This window comes from Rhodococcus koreensis, assembly GCF_017068375.1.
GTDB lineage: Bacteria > Actinomycetota > Actinomycetes > Mycobacteriales > Mycobacteriaceae > Rhodococcus_F > Rhodococcus_F koreensis.
Window position 1 is genome coordinate 3,607,763 of the sequence record NZ_CP070609.1, and the last position, 22,951, is coordinate 3,630,713.

Below are 22,951 nucleotides of genomic sequence, written 5' to 3' on the forward strand. Positions count from 1 at the left end.
TCCGAGCGGCGAGAAGCCATTGTTGTCACATGCCGCGAACACCCGGACGGCGGACAACGAGGGAGCACCATGCAGAACACCCGGAAGTTCTACATCGACGGCGAGTGGGTCGAGCCGATCGGCACCGACACGCTCGACGTCGTCAACCCTGCGACGGAAATGGCCATCACCACCATTGCGCTGGGCGACGAGAAGGACGTCGATCGAGCCGTCACGGCCGCGCGCACAGCCTTCGACAGTTACGCGTCGACGACACGTGCCGACCGAATCGAGTTGCTGAGCAGAGTCATCGAGGTTTACGGGCGGCGAATGAACGACCTTGCCACGACCATCACCCAGGAGATGGGCGCACCTGCCGGGCTCGCCGCGACCGCTCAGGCACCGTGCGGCATGGCACACCTTGCCGCCGCCCTCGATGCGCTCCGCAGGTTCGAATTCGAGGAGAAGATCGGCACCACGACCGTCGTGCACGAACCGGTCGGCGTGTGCGCGTTCATCACACCGTGGAATTGGCCCGTCAATCAGATCGCCGCGAAAGTCGCGCCCGCGCTGGCCGCCGGCTGCACGATGGTGCTGAAGCCGTCCGAGATCGCGCCGCTCAATGCGATCATCTTCGCCGAGATACTTCACGAAGCGGGTGTCCCGGCCGGGGTGTTCAACCTTGTTCACGGTGACGGACCTACGGTCGGAGCCGCCCTGTCGAGGCACCCGGACGTCGACATGGTGTCGTTCACCGGATCGACCCGTGCCGGTGTCGAGGTCGCGCGGAATGCTGCACCGACCGTGAAACGCGTTGCGCAGGAACTCGGCGGCAAGTCGGCGAACATCGTGCTGGTCGACGCGGACTTCGACGAAGTCATCACCCGGGACGTGATGGGCGTGGTCGTCAACGCGGGCCAGTCCTGCAACGCCGGCTCTCGTATCCTCGTCCCGTCGGACCGCATGGACGAAGCCTGCGCGATCGCGAAGGCGGCTGCCGAGAAGATCGTCGTCGGGCCTCCCGACGCCGACGGGACCACCGTGGGTCCCCTTGTGTCACAAGCACAATTCGACAAGGTCCAGCGTCTGATCCAGACGGGCATCGACGAGGGCGGCACACTCGTCGCAGGCGGTGTCGGCCGTCCGGCCGGACTCTCCGCCGGATACTTCGTCCGGCCCACCGTCTTTGCGAACGTCACGAACGATATGACCATCGCACGAGAGGAGATCTTCGGCCCCGTCATGATGCTGATCGGCTACGAGGACGAAGCCGACGCAATCCGCATCGCGAACGACACCACGTACGGGCTCTCCGGAATGGTCTCCTCGCGCGACCCACAGCGCGCACGGAACGTCGCCCGGAAGCTGCGGACCGGAATGGTCCACCTCAACGGAGCACCGCTGGCGTTCGATGCGCCCTTCGGCGGCTACAAACAATCAGGCAACGGCCGCGAGTTCGGCAAATTCGGCCTCGCCGAATACCTCGAAGCCAAAGCCATCTTCGGCGACAACGAGAACTGAGCGGGAGCGTTCCGCATTTCTGCACGACTGCTGTACTGGAGGGACGGATCGTGAATCCGATTATGTGGATGGGCATCGCCGGGATAATCGGCACGGCCGTCTCACCGTGGATCGCGGAACGACTACGCAGCAAGAATGCGAGGAAAGACCAGCTCATGAAACTGCGGCTCGCCATCTATGCCGAGTTGCTGGGAGCGACGGCTCGCCTCGCAGCACAAGCACACGCGGGGGCGCCGAATCCCGCTGCCGAGGTGGAGTCGATCGACACCGAAGAATTGGACGGCCTGCTCAGCCAGGCGAAGGTCGTCGCCGGCCCGGACGTGTTGCGACAACTCGAGGAGCTGTCGCAACACACCGAGTCGCTCAACCGAAGCGCAGATCTCGCCGAGATGGCGGGCAGCATCGCCGCAACTCGGGGGAAGGTCCAGGACGCCATCCGTAGCGAGATGGTGCGCTGACCGCCTTACCTGGTGGGGGCGCCGCGCCGGGGAACGATCATCACCGGTACCTGCGTGGAACGCGGGGCACAGCCGCGTGGCGCGATTGCCCCGAAGGCAGTCCGCGCTCGATGACCGCAGCGGCGATGATCGTCACTACGCATTCTCTTCTTGTCTCACCGGCGTGGCCACCACATGGGTCACCGGGACTGCCGGGTGTTCGGCCCGTGCCCGATCGACCACATCGAAACGATGCCAAATCGACTCGTCCGGCGGCAGTGTCGCGATCACGATTCGATCGGGATGAAAGTCGTCCACGGACTCCGCGAGCGCGCGCAGCGGGCGGTAATCACCCAGTGCACCGTCGACGTCGAGATCGTCGGCACGCAGTGTGGTGAGTGTGTAGTCCAACCGGCTCTGCGCCGCCGATTGTGTTGCCGCTCGTACGTCGAGCGGACCGTGCGTTGCGGCGACTCCGGTCTCGATCGGACTCTCGGGCACGGTGACGAAGTACTTGGCCTCGCGGTCGGCGCCGATCCGGCGCAACTCGTCCAACAGTTCCGCGGAGTTCGCAGTCTCGTTGGCCATCACCAGCACTCGATGCGGCCGCGCTGTCCCGACCACTTCCTCTGCCACCGGGCGACGTGCGACATACCACTTGTTGAGGAAGTAGAAGCCGACGACGACAGCCCACGACAGCAGGCTCAGTACGAGTTGTGACCGCGATTCCTTCTGCAGGTACATCTGAAGCAGAACGCCCAGGATTGCCAGGACGGTGACGATGGACAGTACCGGGAACAGCCACATCCGAACCCGCAGGTGCGACGATCCGGACCGGAACCTCAGGATGATCTGCGATACGCCGATCAGGGCGTACACGAAGAGAATGACCGCACCACTCGAGTTCAGCAGGAACGCGAAGACCGTTTCGGGCGATATCGCTGCGGCGACGACACACAGGAAACCGACCACCGAGGAGGCGAGGATCGCGACGGCGGGTACCCCACGTCGCGTCACGTTCACCAACTTCGCAGGGGCTTCGCGTCGGGCTGCCAGCACGAACAGCATGCGCGATGCGGTGTACATCCCTGAATTGAGGCAACTCAGCACGGCCGTCAGCACCACGGCGTTCATGATGTGGTCGGCGTAGGGAATCCCCATCTCGGTGAATGCGGCGACGAACGGGGACACGGAGACGCTCTCGTCGTTCCACGGCAGAATCGTCGCCAGCAGGAAGACCGAGGTAACGAAAAAGATCGCGATACGGATGATGACAGAGTTGGCGGCCTTGGCCACGGCCCGCTCGGGATCTTGCGATTCGGCGGCCGCGATGGTCGCGACCTCGGCGCCGGTCATCGAGAAGATGACGGTGACGATACCGGCGGTGATCGCCGCGGCCCCGTAGGGCATGAGGCCACCGTGGCTGGTGAGGTTGGAGAAGTCCATCGACTTCCCGGGCCACAGCCCGAACACGAATGCGCTTCCGAGAGCGAGGAACACGATGATCGCGGCGACCTTGATGCCGGCGAACCAGAATTCGAACTCACCGAAGGAGGACACCGAGAAGAGGTTGGTCGCCGTCATGGCGATCAGCAGCACCAGGGCGCACAGCCAGAGCGGTACGCCCGGCAGCCAGTACTGGACGATCTTCGCGCCAGCGATTGCCTCGAACCCGACGATGATCACCCAGAAGTACCAATAGAGCCATCCGACCGAGAACCCTGCCCAGTCCCCCAGCGCCCGGCGGGAATAATCGGCGAACGACCCCGTCGAGGGGTTGGCGACAGCCATCTCCGCGAGCATCCGCATCACCATGATGACGACGGCCCCGCTGATCGCGTATGCGATGAAGGCCGCCGGTCCGATGTCTCGAATGGCCACGCCTGAACCGACGAACAATCCTGCGCCGATGACGCCGCCGATGGCGATCATCCTCAGCTGACGGTCGTTGAGCCCCTTCTCCAACTTGCCGGGAACACCACTCATCGCAAACCTCCAGTACTACACCGAGGGTCGCTGCGGAATATTGCGCGTGCGGTCCCCCTCAGGCCTTCCTTGGCTGGTGCACACGATCTCCGGAACATGGTGAACCTCCGTTGGCGGTAACGCACCGGCAGATGCCGGCTCTTGATATATAACTGATATAACACTCACCTGTCGGGTGTATGTCAAGAGCTGAGATGGCGTTCATACGAACTTCTCATCAGTTCGTCATCAGCAGAGGAAGATCGACCACGCTGCGGCCGTCGGGCCGGGCTGATCGGTACGACGTGGACGGGACACACGCGCGCTGGGCAGCGAGGGGGGGCGGGCGACAGCCCGGACTCGCGATCACCGAATTGAACTCTGCAGCACTGAACTCCGCAGTGGCGGACTCCGCAGCGGCACGCCTCGGGCACGTCTGCGGTGCGCGGACGCACTGCGGTGGGGCATCGAAGGCCCGGCGTACCGACCGTCAGCCGTCGGCACTGCGAAAGGTGAGACGAAAAGCGCGACACCCCTGCAGGGGTGAGCTCCCGCAGGGGTGCCGCGCAGACTCGTCGAGGATCAGACGAGTTCGAACCGGTCGAGGTTCATCACCTTGTCCCACGCGGACACGAAGTCGCGCACGAACTTCTGCTTCGCGTCGTCGGCCGCGTAGACCTCGGCGAGGGCGCGCAACTCCGAGTTCGACCCGAACACCAGGTCGACGCGGGTTCCGGTCCACTTGACCTCACCGCTGACGCGGTCCCGACCCTCGTAGATCTCGGAACCCGAGGACGCCGGCGCCCACGTCGTCCCCAGGTCGATCAGGTTCGCGAAGAAGTCGTTGGTCAGCGCGCCGGGGTTCGAGGTGAAGACACCCTCTTCCGACGTGGTGTTGTAGTTCGCGCCCAGCACCCGCAGGCCACCGACGAGAACCGTGAGTTCGGGTGCGCTCAGGTTCAGCAGGTTCGCCTTGTCGACCAGGAGGAACTCCGCCGGCAGGCGGTTGCCCTCGCCGAGGTAGTTGCGGAAACCGTCCGCCGCCGGTTCGAGCGCGGCGAAGGACTCCACATCGGTCTGCTCCTGCGTCGCGTCCGTGCGACCGGGCGTGAACGGCACCTCCACGTCGTAGCCGGCATTCTTCGCGGCCTGCTCGACAGCAGCAGCACCACCGAGCACGACGAGGTCGGCGAACGAGACCTGCTTGTTCCCGGTCTGTGCCGAGTTGAAGGACTTCTGGATGCCTTCGAGGGTCCGCACCACCTGGGCCAGCTCGTCCGGGTTGTTGACCTCCCAGCTCGCCTGCGGCTCGAGGCGGATCCGGCCGCCGTTGGCACCGCCACGCTTGTCGCTGTTACGGAACGACGAGGCCGACGCCCACGCGGTCGAAATCAACTCTGCGACAGTCAGTCCGGACTCGAGAATCCGGCTCTTCAGGGTCGCGATGTCGCCGGCGTCGATCAGCTCATGGGTGAGCGCGGGGATCGGATCCTGCCACAGCAGCGTCTCCTCCGGCACCAGCGGGCCGAGGTAGCGCACGATCGGCCCCATGTCACGGTGGGTCAGCTTGTACCAGGCCTTGGCGAAGTCGTCGGCGAGCTGATCCGGGTTCTCGAGCCAGTTGCGGGTGATCTTCTCGTAGGCCGGATCGATCCGCAGCGACAGGTCCGTCGTCAACATGACCGGCACGTGCGTCTTCGACGAATCGTGGGCGTCGGGCACGGTGCCGGCTCCGGCGCCGTCCTTCGGGATCCACTGGTACGCACCGGCGGGGCTCTTGGACAGCTCCCACTCGTAGCCGTAGAGGGTCTCGAGGAAGCTGTTGTCCCACTGCGCCGGGGTCGGCGTCCAGGCGCCTTCGAGGCCGCTGGTGATCGTGTCGCCACCCTTACCCGTGCCGAACGCGCTCTTCCAGCCCAGACCCTGCTCCTCGAGCGGAGCGGCCTCCGGCTCGGGTCCGACCAGATCGGCCGGGCCGGCACCGTGCGTCTTGCCGAAGGTGTGACCGCCGACGATCAGCGCGGCCGTCTCCACGTCGTCCATCGCCATGCGGCCGAACGTCTCTCGGATGTCCCGTGCTGCCGCGACGGGATCCGGGTTGCCGTTCGGTCCTTCGGGGTTGACGTAGATCAGACCCATCTGGACCGCACCGAGCGGCTTGTCGAGGTCCCGCTCTCCGGTGTAGCGCTCGTCTCCGAGCCAGGTCAGCTCCGGACCCCAGTAGACGTCTTCCTCGGGCTCCCACTGATCGACACGGCCGCCGCCGAAACCGAAGGTCGTAAAGCCCATCGACTCGAGCGCGACGTTGCCGGCGAAGACGATCAGGTCGGCCCACGACACGGTCTTGCCGTACTTCTTCTTCACCGGCCACAGCAGCAGGCGCGCCTTGTCCAGGTTCGCGTTGTCGGGCCAGCTGTTCAGCGGCGCGAAGCGCTGCATCCCGCCGCCGGCACCACCGCGGCCGTCGGTGATGCGGTACGTGCCCGCGGCGTGCCACGCCATCCGGATGAACAGCGGTCCGTAGTGTCCGTAGTCGGCGGGCCACCAGTCCTGCGAGGTCGTCATGACCTCTTCGATGTCCCGCTTCAGGGCCTCGAGGTCGACGCCCGCGAATTCCTCGGCGTAGTCGAAATCCTCGTCCATGGGATTGCGCACGGCGGGGTTCTTCTGCAGGATCTTCAGGTTGAGCTGGTTCGGCCACCAGTCACGGTTTCCACCACCCCGGGTGGGATGCGCGAGCCGGCCGTGTGCGACGGGGCAACCGCCACTCTGTGCGGGCTCGGTCTGAGCCTCGGCGATCGGCGGGTGTTCTTCCGCGAGAGTTTGGGTGGAGTCAGACACGACTTTCCTTTCACAAGGGGCTGTTTCGGGCTGGGCTGTTTCACGTGTGCGTGTGAAAGTGTGGGGTTAGTTGTGAGGCGAGCAGTCGGGGCACAGTCCCCAGAAGATGACCTCGGCCTCGTCGACCAGGAATCCGTACCCCAGCGACAGGTTCAGGCACGGGGTCTCGCCGATACTGCAGTCGATGTCTGCGATGGCTCCGCAGGACCGGCAGACGGCATGATGGTGGTTGTCACCGACCCGCGACTCGTAGCGCGCCACCAAACCCGATGGCTGAATCCGCCGTACCAGGCCGGCAGCAGTCGCCGCGTGCAGTATGCCGTACACCGACTGCCGGGACACACCCGGCAGAACCGAGCGCACCTCTCCGAGAATCGTCTCCGTGTCAGCGTGCGGATTCGCCTGTACCGCTTCCAGTACCGCGACCCTGGGCCGGGTCACGCGCAGTTCAGCCTCACGCAACTGTTCTGCGTACTTCGATGTCACGGACACTCTCCTACTATTGCCTACAAATCTGGAACGAGTCAAGAGTTTGTGAAAATCTTTGCTGGATGGCGGAACTCGAGCAGTACGAGAAAGCCTCTCGAACACGTGCCGTTCGGTACCACTAATTGCCGCCGCCCGCTTCTGTTGGCACCCAATGACATAACTGAGCCGGCACCTGTCCGGTCCACACAGGCCGGCCGCAACCGATATGTCCCATTCAGCCGCCGATCGCTCCCATGCTGCGCACGGGAGGCGCGAATCCGTCGGCTTCGATGCCGTGCCCCACCCACTTGTTCCACATCGCACCACGCCACAACAGCGCCAGTTCCTCGTCGCCCGCGCCCGACCGCATCGGGCCGCGCAGGTCGATCTCGGAGTCACTGAACAAACACGACCGGACGGTACCCTCGGCGGTGAGCCGGGTCCGGTCACAGTCGGCGCAGAACGACCGCGAGACCGACGCGATGATCCCGACCGTCGACGGACCGCCGTTCACCCGCCACTTCTCCGCGGGCGCCGACGGGTCGTCCCGACCGATCTCCCCGAGGTCGAATCGTTCACCGAGCACCGCGAGGAGCCGGTCCGCCGGAACCATGTTCTCGCGCGCCCACTCGTGGTCGGCATCGAGCGGCATCTCCTCGATGAATCGCAACTGCACGCCCTCGTCCAGGCACCACTGCAGCAGATCCGGTGCACCACCGAGCGTTTCGGGCATGAGCACGGCGTTGATCTTCACCGGCGACAGCCCGGCGGCGACGGCGGCGCGGATTCCGGCGAGCACGGAAGGCAACCGGTCCCTCCTGGTCAGCTTCGCGAACTGCCCTCGCTCGACAGTGTCGAGGGAGACGTTCACGCGGGTCAGACCGGCGGCGGCGAGCCCGCGTGCCCGGTGCTCGAGACCGACCGCATTGGTCGTCATCGCCAGCGGGACACCCGGGACCCGCGCCGCGCAGCCGGCGACGATGCGCTCGAGGTCGGCGCGCATCAGCGGCTCGCCGCCCGTGAACCGCACTTCCCGGACCCCGAGGCGACGCACGGCGACGACGACGAGCCGGACGATCTCGTCCGCCGTGAGCAACCGCTCCGCCAGGATGGCGGGCAGGCCTTCCTCCGGCATGCAGTAGGTGCACCGCAACGAGCACTTCTCGGTGATCGACACCCGCAGGTCCCTGGCCACCCGGCCGAAGCGGTCCACCAGGTGCGCGACGTCCGGCCTCCCCGCCGAAGAGGCCGGCGTCCGTACCGTGGGAATGCCCATCTCCACCGTCGTCATCGCGCTGCCCTTCCCTTCATCAGGGAGCGGAACCCACGAGCGGCCTCGTCACCACGACGTCAGTGAGCGATCTTCTCGCGCAGCCAGTCGTGGAACTCGCCGATGTGATGCTCGCTGGGAACGAGCACACCGCCGTCGCGGTAGCGTCGCGAATCCATCGCAGGCTGGCACCGCTCGCAGGCGTCGAAGTCCTGCTGGTTGACGCGATGGAAGAGTTCCACGGAGCGGTCGAGGTCCTTACCGGTCGCCACCACCTCGGGCAGGTACAGCCAGTCGCACTCGACGATGGTGTGGTCGGCGGCGAGCGGGAACATCCGGTGGACGATCACGTGGTCGGGCACGAGATTGACGAACACCGTCGGCCGCACGGTGATCGCGTAGTACCGGCGGTCCTGCTCCTCGGCGATGCCGGGAATTACGTCGTGGCCTGCGGAGCCGTCGACGGTGAACCCTTCGACACCCTCACCGAACTCGGCCCCGTGACCGACGTAGTACTGAGCGGCGTATCCGTCGGCGAACTCGGGCAGCACCTCGGTCAGTTCCGGGTGGATCGTCGCGCAGTGGTAGCACTCCATGAAGTTCTCGATGATGAGCTTCCAGTTGGCCTTGACGTCGTACACAATTCGACGGCCGAGGTCCAGGTTCGCGATGTCGTACCGATCGATCGACTCCACGTCGCCGAGCCGGTCGCGGATGTCCTGAACGACGGTGGTGTCGAAGGACGTCGGCTCGTCGGCCAGGTTGAGCCAGACGTAGCCGATCCATTCCTGGACCGCCACGTTCTTCAGCCCGTACTCGACGCGGTCGATGTCGGGCATCTTGGTCAGGTTCGGTGCCGCGACGAGCTTGCCGTCGAGGTCGTAGGTCCATGCGTGGTACGGGCACTGGAAGGAGCGCTTGACTTCTCCGCTCTCCTCCGTGCACAGCCGGGCGCCGCGGTGGGCGCAGATGTTGAGGAAGGCCCGGATCTCACCTGTCCGGGATCGAGTCACGATGACGCTTTCCCGCCCGATCTGGACGGTCTTGAATGCGCCGGGCTTGTCGAGGTCCGCGGCCCGCACAGCGCAGAACCACATCTCCTCGAAGACCTTCTCCTGCTCGAGCTTGAAGATGTCGCTGTCGGTGTAATAGTTTCCCGGGAGCGTGGAGATGAGGCTCTCAGGCAGGTGCGTGGTTGTCACTGGGGGTCTCCCTTAGTGTGTGATCTCGTGGATCCGTGGGCTGAGAAGGTTGTTCAGATCGGGGTCGGCTGAGCGGAGATTTGGCGGCGCCAGCGGGTGAAGAGACGAACCTGATCTACGCCGAGGACCGCAACCGGGTTCCCGTCTCGCCGATAGACGGCGAGGAAACTACCCGCGTCGAGGCTGCCCTCTTCGATGGTGAATTCTGCGTCCGGTCCGGCGATTCCGACGAACTGGATGCGCGCGCCGTACTGGTCCGACCAGAAGTACGGTGGCTTGACATGCTGGCCCTGGTACTCGCCGGAGAGGAGAGTCGACACCGCGATCGCCGGCCGTTCCGAGGCCCCGGTCCAGTGTTCGACGCGACGGTGAGCGCCCGAGGCGTCCATCCATGCCGCGCAGTCACCGACCGCGACGACATGCGGAATCGACGTAGCGCCGCCCCGGTCGCACAGCACACCGTTGCCGAGTTCGATGCCGCTTCCCTCGAGCCATTCGATGTTCGGTATGCCCCCGATCCCGACGACGACGACGTCAGCGGGAACGTGGCGACCGTCGGCGAGGTCGACGCCGGTCACCCGGTCGGTACCGGTCAACCCTGCGACTCCGACACCACAGTGGAGGGCGGTGCCGTTGTCGCCGTGGAAGCGGGCCACAGCCGTTCCCAACTGCGGACCGAGCGGGCCGATGAGCGGTGACGGAGCGGCTTCGACGACCGTGACATCCAGTCCCAGCTTGCGCGCTGTGGAGGCAACCTCGGCGCCGATGAAACCTGCACCGATGACCACCAGTCGGGCGCCGGAGACGAGGTCGGCGCGCAGCCGGTCTGCGTCCTCGATCGTACGGAGGACGTGCACACCGGCGAGATGCTCGGTCCCTGGCCACGGCCGCGCACGCGAACCGGTCGCGAGGACGAAGCCGTCGGCGCTCAGCTGGGAGCCGTCGCTGAGCGTGACGCTACGGGTGCCGGCATCGAAATTCGTTGCGGACAGTCCGAGAAGCCAGTTCGCCTGCAGGTCTTCGTCATCCGGTTCGAGAGTCAGAGAAGCCTGGTCGATGTCGCCGGCCAGATACTCCTTGGACAGCGGCGGACGATCGTAGGGCCGGTTGCTCTCCGCTCCGACGATGTTCAGCTCACCGGCGAAGCCCTGCGCGCGCAGGGCACGCGCAGCACAGAGACCGGCGAGCGATGCGCCGATGATTGCAATGCTCTTCATGCTTTCCCCTCCGCGTCGAGACGGCTCCGGATGTCGGGTGGCAGGTTGGGCGCTTCGGTGCTGAGCTCGACGTAGATCACGCCGTCCTCGATCACGACCTCATGAGTCCGCACGGGAAGCTTCGCGGGCGGCGCATCGACCGCCCCGGTCCGAAGGTTGAACTTCGAGGCATGCAGCGGGCACTCGACCTCGCAGCCTTCGAGCCAGCCATCTGCCAACGAAGCGTCCTGGTGCGAGCACGTGTCGTCGACGGCGAACACCTCACCATCGTCGGTGTGGAACACCGCGATGGGCGGGGAGGCATCAACACGGCGTGCGTCACCGCGAGGGAGGGACGCTAGTGGGCAGACCTCGAGCATTGAAAGCCTCTCTGTTGTGCAATGCGAAACACGTCGTGTGTTACGCAACAGTGTGACAATCGCCATAGGGCAGTGTCAAGTGGAGATGCACCATCGAAATCCGACGCGTCGCAGCCCTGCCCGGAGGGCGGGCGGGAAGCAGCTTCGGCGCAGCGCATCCGTCGAAGAGGTTGCGCCACAGGATCATCACTCGATCAATCCGCTCGGAAGATCCCGAGACAGACGGCTCGGCGTCGAACGAAGCAAGGCCGACCCTGACGCCGAGAAGACATCCACCCCCACTCGGCGCCCCCGGTCGCCATCAACGTCGGCAGGCCGAGAACCTTTGACCAGCCGCGCCTGGTGAACTACACTCCTTCCATTCTGATATATCAGTTGTCGTCAGACAGTTCCCCATCCTGCACAGACCCGGTTCGGGTCAGCCGTCCCGTGCTGTGACCGCAGACCTACGGCATCGGCTTACATGCACCATTTCGGCGTTCCAGAGAGGGCGTATCCCATGGCAATCGCGACGTTGATCGACGGCAAGGCCGTGAGCGAGCAGATCAAGGATGATCTCGCCGACCGAATCGCCATGCTGCAAGTGCAGGGGATTCGGCCTGGCTTGGGCACCATCCTCGTCGGCGACGACCCCGGCAGTCATGCCTACGTCGCAGCGAAACACCGCGACTGCAGGCGCGTCGGTTTGAACTCCATCCAGGTTCGCCTGCCGGCAACCGCGTCTCAGCTCGACATCGAGGCAGCTGTCCTGCGACTGAACGCCGACAGCGCCTGCACCGGCTTCATCGTCCAGCTCCCGTTACCGAAGCACATCGACACCCACCGGGTCCTCGCGCTGATCGATCCCGCCAAGGATGCGGACGGATTGCACCCGACGAATCTCGGTCGACTCGTGCTGGGGATGGCCGGACCGCTGCCGTGCACCCCGAGAGGAATCATCGAACTTCTCCGCCATCACGATGTCCCGATCACCGGCGCTCGGTTCTGCGTCCTCGGATGTGGCGTCACCGTCGGCCGGCCTCTCGGTCTGATGCTGACGCGCCGAAGCGAACATGCGACCGTGACCCTGTGCCACGAGGCCACCGTCGACACGGCCGCCCACACGCGTAACGCCGACGTCGTGATCGCTGCGGCCGGTGTCGCCCACCTGGTGCAGCCGGATTGGATCAGCCCCGGTGCCACCGTGTTGTCGGTCGGCATCACGCGCACCGTCGAGGGGATTCTCGGTGACGTGCACCCATCTGTGGACCGCGTTGCCGGGAAGATCAGCGGTGCAACCGGTGGCGTCGGCCCGATGACGCGGGCCATGCTGCTCACGAATGTCGTCGAGATGGCCGAAGAAATCGCGGGGTACTGAGGACCCGCGACGAGCTCAGGCGCTGGGTGTGTACGACTCCCGGAAGCCCATGCGTTCACTGATCTCTGCAGCCGCTGCAATGACGTCGGGTACCACGTCCCGCATGCGCTCTTCGCTGAAACGGTAGACCGGTCCGGACACACTCAATGCTGCTGTGGTGCCGCCTGCGTAGTCCCGGATCGGTGCCGCAATAGCGTTCAACCCGTCTTCATACTCTTCGACGACCACGGCATAGCCGAGGCTCCGCGCCGCGTCCAGTTCCTCGTCGAGTCGAGCGAGCGTGGTGATCGTGTGATCGGTGAACTGCTCCAGCACCGACGAGCTCAGGATTTCGTGTCGTTGCCGCTGATCGAGGTTGGCGAGGAGAACTTTTCCACTTGCCGTCGCATGGAGCGGGGTGGGCTCGCCGATCCAGTTGTGCGTGCCGATAGCCGCGGGCCCTCTGGCCTGATCGAGGTGGACGGCAAAATGCGAACGCAGAACTGCGACGTTGACCGTCTCGCCGAGTTTCATGGCAAGCCGTTCACACACGGCATGGCCCTGCTCCGTTATCTCGAGCCGTTCGGGCACTGCCGCGGCCAAGCGCAGGATCCCCAGGCTGAGGCGGTACTTTCCCCGGTCATAGGTTTGCGTGACCATTTCGTGCTCTTCCAGGGAGCCCAGCAGTCGAGACACCGTGGACTTGTGCACGCCGATTTCGGCGGCGATCGCACTGACCCCGACCTCACCGTTGCGGGCCAGGACCTCCAGCACTCGTACCGCGCGGTCGACCGACTGCACACCGCCGTCGTTCGACCTCACTCCGTCGCCTTTGGTCATGAGGCAACTATACGAAAGTTTTATTGGCGCCGACGCCGCCCTCCGTGTAGGGCCAATGCTCCGTCAGTATCGCGTGAACATCAGTTCGACTCACTGACCCCAGGTGAGTGGCACGGTGTGCGGGAGCACGCTGTGCCACTCACCTCAGGTGATGCGGTCCGGGTGGGTGTAGAGGTTCATGGTGGTGCCGCGCAGGAACCCGATCAGGGTCAGTCCGGTGTCGTGGGCGAGGTCGATCGCCAGCGACGACGGCGCGGACACCGCCGCGAGGATCGGAATCCCCGCCATCACCGCCTTCTGCGCCAACTCGAACGACGCCCGACCGGACACGAGCAGGATGCTGCCTCGCAGTGGGATGCGGTTCTGTTCGGTGGCCCACCCGATCAGCTTGTCGACCGCGTTGTGCCGGCCCACGTCCTCCCTGACCGCGAGCAGCTCCCCGGACCGGGTGAACAACCCCGCCGCATGCAAACCCCCGGTGGTGTCGAACACCTTCTGCGCCGCCCGCAACCGATCCGGCAGTCCCACGATCGTGGCCGAATCGACCCGCACCGTGTCCGCCGCCGGGGAATGCTTCGTGCGTTGCCGGATCGCGTCCAGGGACGCCTTCCCACACACCCCGCACGAGGAGGTGGTGTAGAAATTGCGTTCGATCCCCATGTCGGGCAGGAACACCCCCGCCGCCAGATCCACATCCAACACGTTGTAGGTGTTGACGCCGTGCTCGTCGACGCTGTTGCAGTACCGGATCGACGCGATGTCCGCGCGGCCGGCGATGATGCCCTCCGTCAGCAGAAACCCCTGCGCCAACTCCACATCCGAACCCGGGGTCCGCATCGTCACCGCCAACGGTGTCCCGTTCACCCGGATCTCCAGGGGTTCCTCCACCACCACGGTGTCCGGCCGGGTCGAGTGCCGGGTGTCGGTGATCCGGGTGACCGGGGTCCGGGTCGTCACCCGCCCCACCGGTCAGCCCCGCCCTTCGAGGCGGATCGTGACCGCCTTCGACACCGGCGTGTTCGACTTTTTCGCGACGTGATCGAGCGGGATCAGCGGATTCGTCTCCGGATAATAGGCGGCCACATTCCCGACCGGGGTCGGGTAGGGCACCAACCGGAAATCCTCCGCCCGCCGCTCCTGCACCGTCCCGTCCGGGGTTTCCCATTCCGAGACCAGGTCCACCCGATCCCCATCGGCGTACCCGAGGGCGGTGATGTCGAGTTCGTTGATGAACAGCACCCGCCGGCCGCCCTTCACACCGCGGTAGCGGTCGTCGAGACCGTAGATGGTGGTGTTGTACTGATCGTGCGAGCGCATGGTCTGCAGGATCAGCCTGCCTTCCGGCACCGGCACCCAGGACAGGTCGTTGACGACGAAATTCGCCTTCCCCGTGTCGGTGTCGAAGCGGCGCTCGTCGCGGGGTGGGTGCGGGAGTCCGAACCCGTCCGGCCCGCGCACCTTGGTGTTGAAGTCCTCGAACCCCGGGATCACCCGGGCAATGGAATCGCGGATGCGGTCGTAGTCGGCCGAAAATTCCGCCCACGGCACCGCATGCTCCGGCCCGAACAACGCCTGCGCGATCCCGCAGACGATGGCGACCTCACTGCGCAACTGCTCGCTCGCGGGGGTGAGGCCGCCGCGGGACAGGTGCACCATCGACATCGAATCCTCGACCGTCACCTGCTGCTTGCGACCGTTTTGGAGGTCCTTGTCGGTGCGCCCGAGCGAGGGCAGGATCAGCGCGGCCTGCCCGGTGACGAGGTGCGAGCGGTTCAGTTTCGTCGACACCTGCACCGTCAACGCACAGTTGCGTAGCGCGGCCTCGGTGGTCTCGGTGTCCGGGGTCGCGGAGACGAAGTTGCCGCCCATCCCGATGAACACCGACGCCGTCCCGTCCCGCATCGCCCTGATCGAATCGACGGCATCGAGGCCGTGCGTGCGCGGGGACCGGATCCCGAACTCCGCATCCAACGCGGCCAGGAACGCTTCGGGCATCTTCTCCCAGATGCCCATCGTCCGGTCGCCCTGGACGTTGGAGTGCCCGCGCACCGGGCACACCCCGGCCCCGGGTTTGCCGATCATCCCCTGCAGCAGCAGCAGGTTCACCGCGTCCTGGATGGTCGCCACCCCATGGGTCTGCTGCGTGAGGCCCATCGCCCAGCAGATGATGGTCTTCTTCGATCCGATCAACGCGTCCGCCGTGGCCCGGATCTGGTCGAGCGTCAACCCGGTCGCCGCCACCACCGTCCCCAGATCGACCCGCCGCAGGTGTGCCGCGCACTCCTCGAACCCGGCGGTGTGCCGGTCGATGAACTCCCGGTCCAGGACGGTGCCCGGTGCCGCGTCTTCGGCCTCAAGCAGCAACCGGCCCAAACCCTGGAACAGGGCCTGATCGCCGCCGATCCGGATCTGCAGGAACTCGTCCGCAATGGCCACCCCGTCACCGACGACGCCGTGCACCTTCTGCGGGTCCTTGAACCGCAACAACCCCGCCTCCGGCAGCGGGTTGATCGCGATCACCCTCGCCCCATTCGCCTTCGCCTTCTCCAGGGTGGACAGCATCCGGGGGTGATTCGTCCCCGGGTTCTGGCCGGCGATCAGGATCAGATCGGCGTTCTCGATGTCGGGGACCGACACCGACCCCTTCCCGATCCCGATCGTCTCCACCAACGCACTACCCGAGGATTCGTGGCACATGTTTGAACAATCCGGCAGGTTGTTCGTCCCGAACGCCCGGATCATCAACTGATACACGAACGCCGCCTCATTACTGGTGCGCCCGGAGGTGTAGAACACCGCCTCGTCCGGCGATCCCAGACCCCGCAGCTCCCCCGCGATCAACGCGAACGCCGCATCCCACCCGATCGGCTCGTAATGCGTGGCCCCCGGCAGCAACACCATCGGATGCGTCAGCCGGCCCTGCTGCCCCAACCAGAACTCGGTCCGGCCCAGCAACTCCGCCACCGAATGCTGGGCGAAGAACTCCGGGGTCACCGTCCGGGTCGTGGCCTCCTCCGCGACCGCCTTCGCCCCGTTCTCACAGAACTCCGCATGCTTACGGTGCCCCGGAGTCTCCGGCCACGCACACCCCGGACAGTCGAACCCGTGCCGCTGATTCAGCCGGAAGAAGGTCCGCGCCGTGCGCACCGGACCCATCTGCTCCAAACCACGCTTGAGCGACACCAACACCGCAGGAACACCCGCCGCATAGGACTTCTCGTGCGTGACGACGACATCATCCTCGTCGAAGGTGTACCTGTCGGTGGCCTCGGGGCGGTCGGTGGTGTCGGTCATCGAATCAGCGTCCTCAGGGTGTGCCGGTGTTTCTCAGCGTTCTCGGTGTTTCTCAGTGTCGTTCTCGGTGTTTCTCAGTGTCGTTCTCGGTGTTTCTCGGTGTTTCTCAGTGTTTCTCAGTGTCCTCGGGCAATCCACTCGGCGAGATGCGGGGCCTCGGTACCGATCGTGGTCCCGTCCCCGTGCCCGGTATGGACGAGCGTGTCCTCGGGCAACGCGAACAACCGGTCCCGGATCGACCCGATGATCGTCGGGAAATCCGAGAACGACCGACCCGTGGCACCCGGACCACCCGAGAACAGGGTGTCCCCGGAGAACAACGCCCCGACCTCCGGCAGAGACAGGCACACCGACCCCGGCGAATGCCCCGGCGCGTGGATCACCCGGATTTCGGTGCCCGCGATCGCGATCCGCTGCCCGTCCTCGAGATGCCAGTACTTGCCGTCCGGGTGGCTCATCTTCCACAGCACGTCATCACCCGGATGCAGCAGCACCGGGGCGTGCAACCGCTCGGCGAGTTCCGGGGCGACGGTGACGTGATCGTTGTGCCCGTGCGTGCAGATCACCGCGTTCACGTGCCGGCCGCCGACCGCGTCGATGATCGGCTGCGCACTGTGGGCGGCGTCCACGATCACCACGTCGGTGTCGTCACCGATCAGCCAGATGTTGTTGTCGACACTCCACTCCCCACCGTCGAGGGCGAACGTGCCCTCGGTGACGACCCGCTCGATCCGCAACCGCCCGCTCACAGCACGACCACCGAACGCAGCACCTCACCGGCGTGCATCTTGTGGAACGACTCTTCGACCTCGTCGATTTTGATGCGCTCGGTGACGAACTTCTCCAACGGCAGCCGGCCCTGCTGGAACAGATCCACCAGCATCGGGAAGTCGCGTTCGGGCAGGCAGTCGCCGTACCACGACGACTTCAACGACCCACCGCGGGAGAAGAAATCGATCAACGGCATCTCCAACCGCATGTCCGGGGTCGGGACCCCCACCAAAACCACGGTGCCGGCCAGGTCGCGGGCGTAGAACGCCTGCTTCCACGTCTCCGGACGCCCGACCGCGTCGATCACCACATCCGCACCGAAACCGCCGGTCAGCTCCCGCACCGCCTCGACCGCATCCACCTCGCCGCCGTTGACCGTGTGCGTCGCACCCAGATCCCTCGCCCACTCGAGCTTCTTCTCGTCCCGGTCGATCGCGATGATCTTGTTCGCCCCGGCCAGCCGGGCACCCATGATCGCCGCATCACCGACACCGCCGCAGCCGATCACGGCGACGGTGTCACCGCGGCCCACGTTGCCGGTGTTCACCGCCGCACCGAGGCCGGCCATCACCCCGCACCCGAGCAGCCCGACGACCGCCGGGTCCGCGGAGGCGTCGACCTTGGTGCACTGCCCCGCATGAACGAGGGTCTTGTCGGCGAACGCGCCGATCCCCAGCGCCGGGGTCAGTTCGGTGCCGTCCTCGAGCGTCATCCTCTGCGCCGCGTTGTGAGTGTCGAAACAGTACTGCGGGCGACCGCGCTTACACGCCCGGCACTGCCCACACACGGCCCGCCAGTTCAGCACCACGAAATCGCCGACCGCCACCGACGTCACACCCGCGCCGACACTCTCCACGATCCCGGACGCCTCGTGCCCGAGCAGGAACGGGAACTCGTCGTTGATCCCGCCGTCGCGGTAGGTGAGATCCGTGTGGCACACACCGCACGCCGCGATTTCCACCACCACCTCACCCGGACCCGGATCCGGAATATTCACGGTCGCGATCTCCACGGGGGCACCCTTGGATCGGGCGATGACGCCTCGTACCTGCTGCGGCATGGAAGGCACTCCTACATTTCTGGGCCTGTCGGCGACACGCGGTGCGCTCCGAGGCTGTCGTACCAATTTGTCGATAACTAATATATCAATACTCGACTGCGAACGGAAGACATTGGCGCATTTACCCGCGCGGACGCATAACCGCTGGCCAACCGGTGCGGAGGCACACCTCCGTGCACGACGCGCGTCCGCCGACCACGACGCGGCGGCCCCGCCCGGCGGCGACGCGGTAACCGCACTCGGCGTCGTCGAATCTTGTTGCACAAAAGCCATATCCGCCGCAACATAGCCGACTCACACCCAGCCGGTCGACCCGCCCGGCACCTGCATGACTACGTCGATCACGGGTGGCGAAACTGTGGATATGAGCTGGAGCATTCTACCGTCAGCACTTGACATAGATCACAGTTGCGCTCACTCTTGTTCCCCGTGGAACACCTCGTTGCGTATTAAGCAACAGAGGCCAACCGGGATGATCTCCCGCACTGGCACTCCGCACTCCGTCCACACACCTACTCAGCGACACGCTGCAGGGAGACTGATGTGACAACACAAGGAAACCCAATCGAAGCGGAAACCGAAACGCGGCCTCATCAACCACCCGATCCCGACGTTACCGACCCCCTCGCCGTCAACGAATCGAAGGGCACGACCCCGCACGGTACCGATCGGGTGGTGTTCGGCGTCACGGCCGCCATCGTGGTGGCGATCCTGGCATGGGGACTGCTGTGGCCGGCGAGCCTGACCACCGCGACGTCGTCGATCCTGGACTGGGTGGTGACCAACCTGGGCTGGCTGTTCATAGTCTCCGCCACCGGGTTCGTGCTGTTCGCTGTGTGGCTGGCGCTGAGCCGGTACGGGCGAATTCCACTCGGCGGGGACGGGGAGAAACCAGAGTTCAGAACGGTCAGCTGGGTTGCGATGATGTTCAGCGCCGGCATGGGGATCGGTCTGATCTTCTGGGGCGTGACCGAACCTCTGACCCATTTCGTTCAGCCACCACCGGGAATCGGCGATTCCACGGTGGGCACCGCGATGGCGACCGCACTTTTTCATTGGGGACTGCACCCATGGTCGATGTATGCAGTGGTCGGCCTGTCGATCGCATACGGCACGTATCGAATGGGGCGCAAGCAGCTCATCAGCTCCTCGTTCATTCCCCTCATCGGCCGCCGCGCCGAGGGACCGATCGGCAAGGTAATCGACATCCTCGCGATCTTCGCGACCATGTTCGGCACCGCGGCGTCACTGGGTCTGGGAGCACTCCAAATCGGTTCGGGAATCAAGGTTCTCGGCTGGATGAGCCAGGCCGGGACGCTTCTGCTCGTCGCGATCGTCGCCATACTCACCCTGGCGTTCGTGGCCTCCGCCGTTTCCGGTATCTCGCGCGGAATTCAATGGCTGTCGAACATCAACATGGTGCTCGCGCTTGTTCTGGCCGTCTTCGTCTTCGTCGCCGGTCCCACCGTGTTCATCTTGAATCTGCTGCCCACCACGTTGGGTGACTACGCCGCCGAAATTGCCAGTATGTCGGCACGCTCGGCTGCATCCGGCGATGCCTCGACCGAAACATGGCTCTCCTCGTGGACCATCTTCTACTGGGCGTGGTGGATTTCGTGGACCCCCTTCGTCGGGATGTTCCTGGCCCGGATCAGCAGGGGCCGGACGATTCGTCAGTTCGTCGTCGGCGTCATCCTCATTCCGAGCTCGGTGAGCCTGGTGTGGTTCGCCGTCTTCGGCGGGGCAGCGATCGGCGAACAGAGTCAGGGCACCGACCTGTTCTCCCGAGGAACCCCGGAATCGCAGCTGTTCGGCATGCTGGATCACCTGCCGCTTGCGGGCGCATCGTCGATTCTGGTGATGGCTCTCGTCGCGATCTTCTTCGTCTCCGGCGCCGACGCTGCTTCGATCGTCATGGGGACGCTGTCCCAGCGCGGCACGTTGGAACCTTCCCGCCGGACTGTCGCGTTCTGGGGTGTGGTCACCGGAGGCGTTGCGGTGCTCATGCTGTGGACCGGAGGAACGGACGCACTGAACGGCCTCCAAACCATGACCATCATCGTGGCAGCACCATTCGTGATCGTGATGATCGGCATGTGTATCTCGCTGTATCGCGACATCACCCGAGATCCCCTGGTCGCGGACAAGCAGAAGACGCCGCGGATTCCCACTTTCCGCCGGTAGCCCGAGCGACGGCGAGGTCCTGTTTCCTATCCGGTGGATATGAAGCAGGACCTCGCCGTTTTCCGCGGCCCGTCTGCGCCGACGCGGCTTTGTCCTATCGATTCAGGAAACCGCGCCGCCGCTTCCGAAGGATCGCCGTCTGCAGCCCCTGACGACGCCCGGTGGCCGGATCGATTGTTGCCGTGGTGTTTCCACCGAACTTGCGCTCCGACGCCGTCTCCGGCGCGTCATCCGCGGTCGCCTCGAGGTACTTGTTCGGCAACGACAGCTTGGCGATGGTCCGCCACGACTTCGCGTACTGCACCAGGAACGGGCCGGTCGTGTACGGCAGGTCGTATTTCTCGCACAGCGCCCGCACCCGCACCGCGATCTCCGCATACCGATTGCTCGGCAGGTCGGGGAACAGGTGGTGCTCGATCTGGTAGCTCAGGTTGCCGGACATGAAGTCCATCAGCCTGCTGCCCTCGATGTTGGCGCTACCGAGCATCTGGCGCAGGTACCACTCGGGCTGCGTCTCCTTGTCGATGTCGGCCTTCGTGAACTTCTCGGCGCCGTCCGGAAAGTGCCCGCAGAAGATGATCGCGTTCGCCCACACGTTGCGGATGGTGTTCGCCGCGAAGTTCGCCGTGATCGTGCTCTTCCATGCCGGGCCGGTGAGGGCCGGGTAGATCACGTAATCCTTGACCAGCTGCTTGCCGATCTTCGTGCCGACCTCGCGGGCCTTCTGTTTCGTCTCCGGGCTGAGGTCACCCCGCTTGACCACCTTGCCGAGCTCGAGGTGCTGCACAGCGACGCCCCACTGGAAGAACAGCGTCAGCAGGGTGTTGTAGACGAGATTGCCGGTATTGAACGGCCGCCACCGCTGGTCGCGAGTGACCCGGAGCAGGCCGTATCCCACGTCGTCGTCCATGCCGAGAACGTTGGTGTACTTGTGGTGCAGATAGTTGTGCGTCTGCTTCCAGTGCGCGGATGGATCGTGGATATCCCATTCCCACGACGTGGAGTGGATTTCCGGATCGTTCATCCAGTCCCACTGCCCGTGCATCACGTTGTGGCCGAGTTCCATGTTCTCGATGATCTTCGAGACACCGAGCATGCCCGCCCCGAGCAGCCATGCCGGCCGTCTGCGACTCCCGAACAGCACTGCGCGGCCGCCGATCTCGAGCGAACGCTGCAACCTGATGGTGTTCCGCACGTAGCGCGCGTCGCGCTCCCCGCGAGATTCTTCGATATCGCGGCGGATCGCATCCAACTCGCGCCCGAGCGCCTCGACATCGGCTTCGGTGAGATGTGCGTATTCCTTGACATCTGCAATCGCCATGGCAACCCTTCCCGGCTTGGCATGCTCGAACGACGCATGTCGCGTCGTCGGCTCTTCGCGATTCGTAACCTACGGTACCGTAGGTAAGTGTTACCTTACACACCCGAAGCCGGGATCGCGAGGGGGCGACGACGCGAATCCCGCGACCCGGCCACAGCACCCGAAGAGCATCGGAGTGTGAGATACACTGCAAAGGAACAGCTTTGATGCCGATTCGTGTGGTCCACTCCGGACGATGCAGGCCTGGCGCCGCCGCCCGCCGCACACGAGGCCAACCCGCGCCCTCCCGTCGCGGGTACAGATCAGCCTGAGCCCAGTCGGCCGACACCATCCACTACGCGTACAACTATGGAGTCGAAATGTCGCTGCAGAACTTCACGGCAGTCGTGGCACAGCCGGATGGAGTGGACTGGCGCCTACGAGCACGATGCCGATCCGAGGGCATGGACGTCTTCTTCCCTCCGGACGGCGAAAGCAAACCCCGCCGCATCGAACGCGAACGCGCAGCCAAGGACATTTGCGCCACCTGCCCGGTGATCGACCTGTGCAGAGATCACGCACTGGCATCGAAGGAATCACACGGGGTATGGGGCGGGATGTCGGAGTCCGACCGCCGCAAGAGCGCCTCCATCGGGCGAGAAATACGACGTCGGAGTCTGCAACTACTGCAGCGCTACCAGCAGGATTGACGGGCTCCGACCGGCTTCGCCCCTCAGTCGACCTCGACGACGATCTCCACCTCGACCGGCGCATCGATCGGGAGCACGGCAACCCCGACCGCCGAACGGGCATGCACCCCGGCGGCGCCGAAGATCTCCGTGAGCAACGTGTATAGCAGGTCATCGAGCGAGGGTTGACCCGCTACGTGACACACACTACAGTGCTT

General features: G+C 65.1%; 18 protein-coding genes and 1 pseudogene. 5 read left to right on the top strand and 14 right to left on the bottom strand.

Annotated elements, in window-relative coordinates:
* Positions 1-69: 69 nt before the first annotated feature.
* Together JWS14_RS16645 and JWS14_RS16650 are read left to right on the top strand one after the other, a co-directional pair.
* Entirely contained in the window at positions 70-1,500 is a 1,431-nt protein-coding gene (locus tag JWS14_RS16645; RefSeq protein ID WP_072944329.1) for an aldehyde dehydrogenase family protein, read from the top strand.
* A 50-nt stretch (positions 1,501-1,550) separates the two neighbouring features.
* Complete coding sequence (locus JWS14_RS16650; protein ID WP_095861727.1) at positions 1,551-1,958, top strand: hypothetical protein; 408 nt, start codon at positions 1,551-1,553, stop codon at positions 1,956-1,958.
* 135 nt (positions 1,959-2,093) lie between these two features.
* Here the strand turns inward: JWS14_RS16650 and JWS14_RS16655 are convergent, their stop codons facing one another.
* From JWS14_RS16655 to JWS14_RS16685, 7 genes are all read right to left on the bottom strand, one after another.
* Positions 2,094-3,923 carry an amino acid permease gene (locus JWS14_RS16655; RefSeq protein ID WP_072944325.1) on the bottom strand — a complete coding sequence of 610 codons (1,830 nt, stop codon included), beginning with the start codon at positions 3,921-3,923 and terminating at the stop codon, positions 2,094-2,096.
* A gap of 561 nt (positions 3,924-4,484) precedes the next feature.
* A complete protein-coding gene (gene katG, locus JWS14_RS16660; RefSeq protein ID WP_072944323.1) occupies positions 4,485-6,743 on the bottom strand; it encodes a catalase/peroxidase HPI in 2,259 nt (752 codons plus the stop codon).
* A 66-nt stretch (positions 6,744-6,809) separates the two neighbouring features.
* Complete coding sequence (locus JWS14_RS16665) at positions 6,810-7,235, bottom strand: Fur family transcriptional regulator (protein WP_072944321.1); 426 nt, start codon at positions 7,233-7,235, stop codon at positions 6,810-6,812.
* A gap of 211 nt (positions 7,236-7,446) precedes the next feature.
* Positions 7,447-8,502, bottom strand: a complete 1,056-nt coding sequence (gene moaA / locus JWS14_RS16670; RefSeq protein ID WP_206013832.1) for a GTP 3',8-cyclase MoaA — start codon at positions 8,500-8,502, stop codon at positions 7,447-7,449.
* A gap of 59 nt (positions 8,503-8,561) precedes the next feature.
* Positions 8,562-9,683, bottom strand: coding sequence for an aromatic ring-hydroxylating oxygenase subunit alpha (locus tag JWS14_RS16675; RefSeq protein ID WP_095861723.1), 1,122 nt, complete (start codon positions 9,681-9,683; stop codon positions 8,562-8,564).
* Positions 9,684-9,736: 53 nt separating this feature from the next.
* Entirely contained in the window at positions 9,737-10,900 is a 1,164-nt protein-coding gene (locus tag JWS14_RS16680) for an NAD(P)/FAD-dependent oxidoreductase (RefSeq protein WP_206013833.1), read from the bottom strand.
* Complete coding sequence (locus tag JWS14_RS16685) at positions 10,897-11,259, bottom strand: bifunctional 3-phenylpropionate/cinnamic acid dioxygenase ferredoxin subunit (protein WP_072944315.1); 363 nt, start codon at positions 11,257-11,259, stop codon at positions 10,897-10,899. Before JWS14_RS16685 ends, JWS14_RS16680 begins: the two co-directional genes overlap by 4 nt.
* Before the next feature lie 499 nt (positions 11,260-11,758).
* Here JWS14_RS16685 and JWS14_RS16690 point away from each other — a divergent pair, with 499 nt between their 5' ends.
* Positions 11,759-12,616 (top strand): bifunctional methylenetetrahydrofolate dehydrogenase/methenyltetrahydrofolate cyclohydrolase, encoded by an 858-nt coding sequence (locus JWS14_RS16690; RefSeq protein ID WP_072944314.1) that lies wholly within the window; start codon positions 11,759-11,761, stop codon positions 12,614-12,616.
* Positions 12,617-12,631: 15 nt separating this feature from the next.
* On the opposite strand, the gene JWS14_RS16695 is transcribed toward JWS14_RS16690, so the two are convergent.
* The 5 genes from JWS14_RS16695 to JWS14_RS16715 all read right to left on the bottom strand — a co-directional run bounded on the left by JWS14_RS16695 (position 12,632) and on the right by JWS14_RS16715 (position 18,560).
* The gene (locus JWS14_RS16695) at positions 12,632-13,396 is read right to left on the bottom strand and encodes an IclR family transcriptional regulator (RefSeq protein ID WP_241031370.1); all 765 of its coding nucleotides are present in this window, start codon (positions 13,394-13,396) and stop codon (positions 12,632-12,634) included.
* A gap of 183 nt (positions 13,397-13,579) precedes the next feature.
* Positions 13,580-14,401 (bottom strand): formate dehydrogenase accessory sulfurtransferase FdhD, encoded by an 822-nt coding sequence (fdhD, locus tag JWS14_RS16700; RefSeq protein ID WP_206013834.1) that lies wholly within the window; start codon positions 14,399-14,401, stop codon positions 13,580-13,582.
* A gap of 3 nt (positions 14,402-14,404) precedes the next feature.
* Entirely contained in the window at positions 14,405-16,729 is a 2,325-nt protein-coding gene (locus JWS14_RS16705) for an FdhF/YdeP family oxidoreductase (protein WP_206013835.1), read from the bottom strand.
* Between the two features lie 116 nt (positions 16,730-16,845).
* Positions 16,846-17,478, bottom strand: coding sequence for an MBL fold metallo-hydrolase (locus JWS14_RS16710; RefSeq protein WP_206013836.1), 633 nt, complete (start codon positions 17,476-17,478; stop codon positions 16,846-16,848).
* A complete protein-coding gene (locus tag JWS14_RS16715) occupies positions 17,475-18,560 on the bottom strand; it encodes an S-(hydroxymethyl)mycothiol dehydrogenase (protein WP_206013837.1) in 1,086 nt (361 codons plus the stop codon). The genes JWS14_RS16710 and JWS14_RS16715 overlap by 4 nt, the downstream gene beginning before the upstream one ends.
* 675 nt (positions 18,561-19,235) lie before the next feature.
* On the opposite strand from JWS14_RS16715, the gene JWS14_RS16720 reads away from it, so the two are divergent.
* A complete protein-coding gene (locus JWS14_RS16720; protein WP_072951665.1) occupies positions 19,236-20,744 on the top strand; it encodes a BCCT family transporter in 1,509 nt (502 codons plus the stop codon).
* 94 nt (positions 20,745-20,838) lie between these two features.
* Here JWS14_RS16720 and JWS14_RS16725 read toward each other — a convergent pair whose 3' ends face one another.
* Positions 20,839-22,065 carry a fatty acid desaturase family protein gene (locus tag JWS14_RS16725; RefSeq protein ID WP_206013838.1) on the bottom strand — a complete coding sequence of 409 codons (1,227 nt, stop codon included), beginning with the start codon at positions 22,063-22,065 and terminating at the stop codon, positions 20,839-20,841.
* A gap of 359 nt (positions 22,066-22,424) precedes the next feature.
* Here JWS14_RS16725 and JWS14_RS16730 point away from each other — a divergent pair, with 359 nt between their 5' ends.
* Positions 22,425-22,754 (top strand): WhiB family transcriptional regulator, encoded by a 330-nt coding sequence (locus JWS14_RS16730; RefSeq protein WP_072951661.1) that lies wholly within the window; start codon positions 22,425-22,427, stop codon positions 22,752-22,754.
* A gap of 23 nt (positions 22,755-22,777) precedes the next feature.
* On the opposite strand, the pseudogene JWS14_RS16735 reads toward JWS14_RS16730, so the two are convergent.
* Positions 22,778-22,891: pseudogene (locus tag JWS14_RS16735) on the bottom strand (RidA family protein); the annotation flags it as partial.
* Between the last annotated feature and the right edge of the window lie 60 nt (positions 22,892-22,951).

What these genes read in the sequence shown, in the direction of transcription:
- JWS14_RS16645 (WP_072944329.1), top strand. Translation starts at nt 70, where the DNA reads ATGCAGAACACCCGGAAGTTCTACATCGACGGCGAGTGGGTCGAGCCG.
- JWS14_RS16655 (WP_072944325.1), bottom strand. Translation starts at nt 3,923, where the DNA reads ATGAGTGGTGTTCCCGGCAAGTTGGAGAAGGGGCTCAACGACCGTCAG.
- moaA (WP_206013832.1), bottom strand. Translation starts at nt 8,502, where the DNA reads ATGACGACGGTGGAGATGGGCATTCCCACGGTACGGACGCCGGCCTCT.
- JWS14_RS16680 (WP_206013833.1), bottom strand. Translation starts at nt 10,900, where the DNA reads ATGAAGAGCATTGCAATCATCGGCGCATCGCTCGCCGGTCTCTGTGCT.
- JWS14_RS16685 (WP_072944315.1), bottom strand. Translation starts at nt 11,259, where the DNA reads ATGCTCGAGGTCTGCCCACTAGCGTCCCTCCCTCGCGGTGACGCACGC.
- JWS14_RS16690 (WP_072944314.1), top strand. Translation starts at nt 11,759, where the DNA reads ATGGCAATCGCGACGTTGATCGACGGCAAGGCCGTGAGCGAGCAGATC.
- JWS14_RS16705 (WP_206013835.1), bottom strand. Translation starts at nt 16,729, where the DNA reads ATGACCGACACCACCGACCGCCCCGAGGCCACCGACAGGTACACCTTC.
- JWS14_RS16715 (WP_206013837.1), bottom strand. Translation starts at nt 18,560, where the DNA reads ATGCCGCAGCAGGTACGAGGCGTCATCGCCCGATCCAAGGGTGCCCCC.
- JWS14_RS16725 (WP_206013838.1), bottom strand. Translation starts at nt 22,065, where the DNA reads ATGGCGATTGCAGATGTCAAGGAATACGCACATCTCACCGAAGCCGAT.
- JWS14_RS16730 (WP_072951661.1), top strand. Translation starts at nt 22,425, where the DNA reads ATGTCGCTGCAGAACTTCACGGCAGTCGTGGCACAGCCGGATGGAGTG.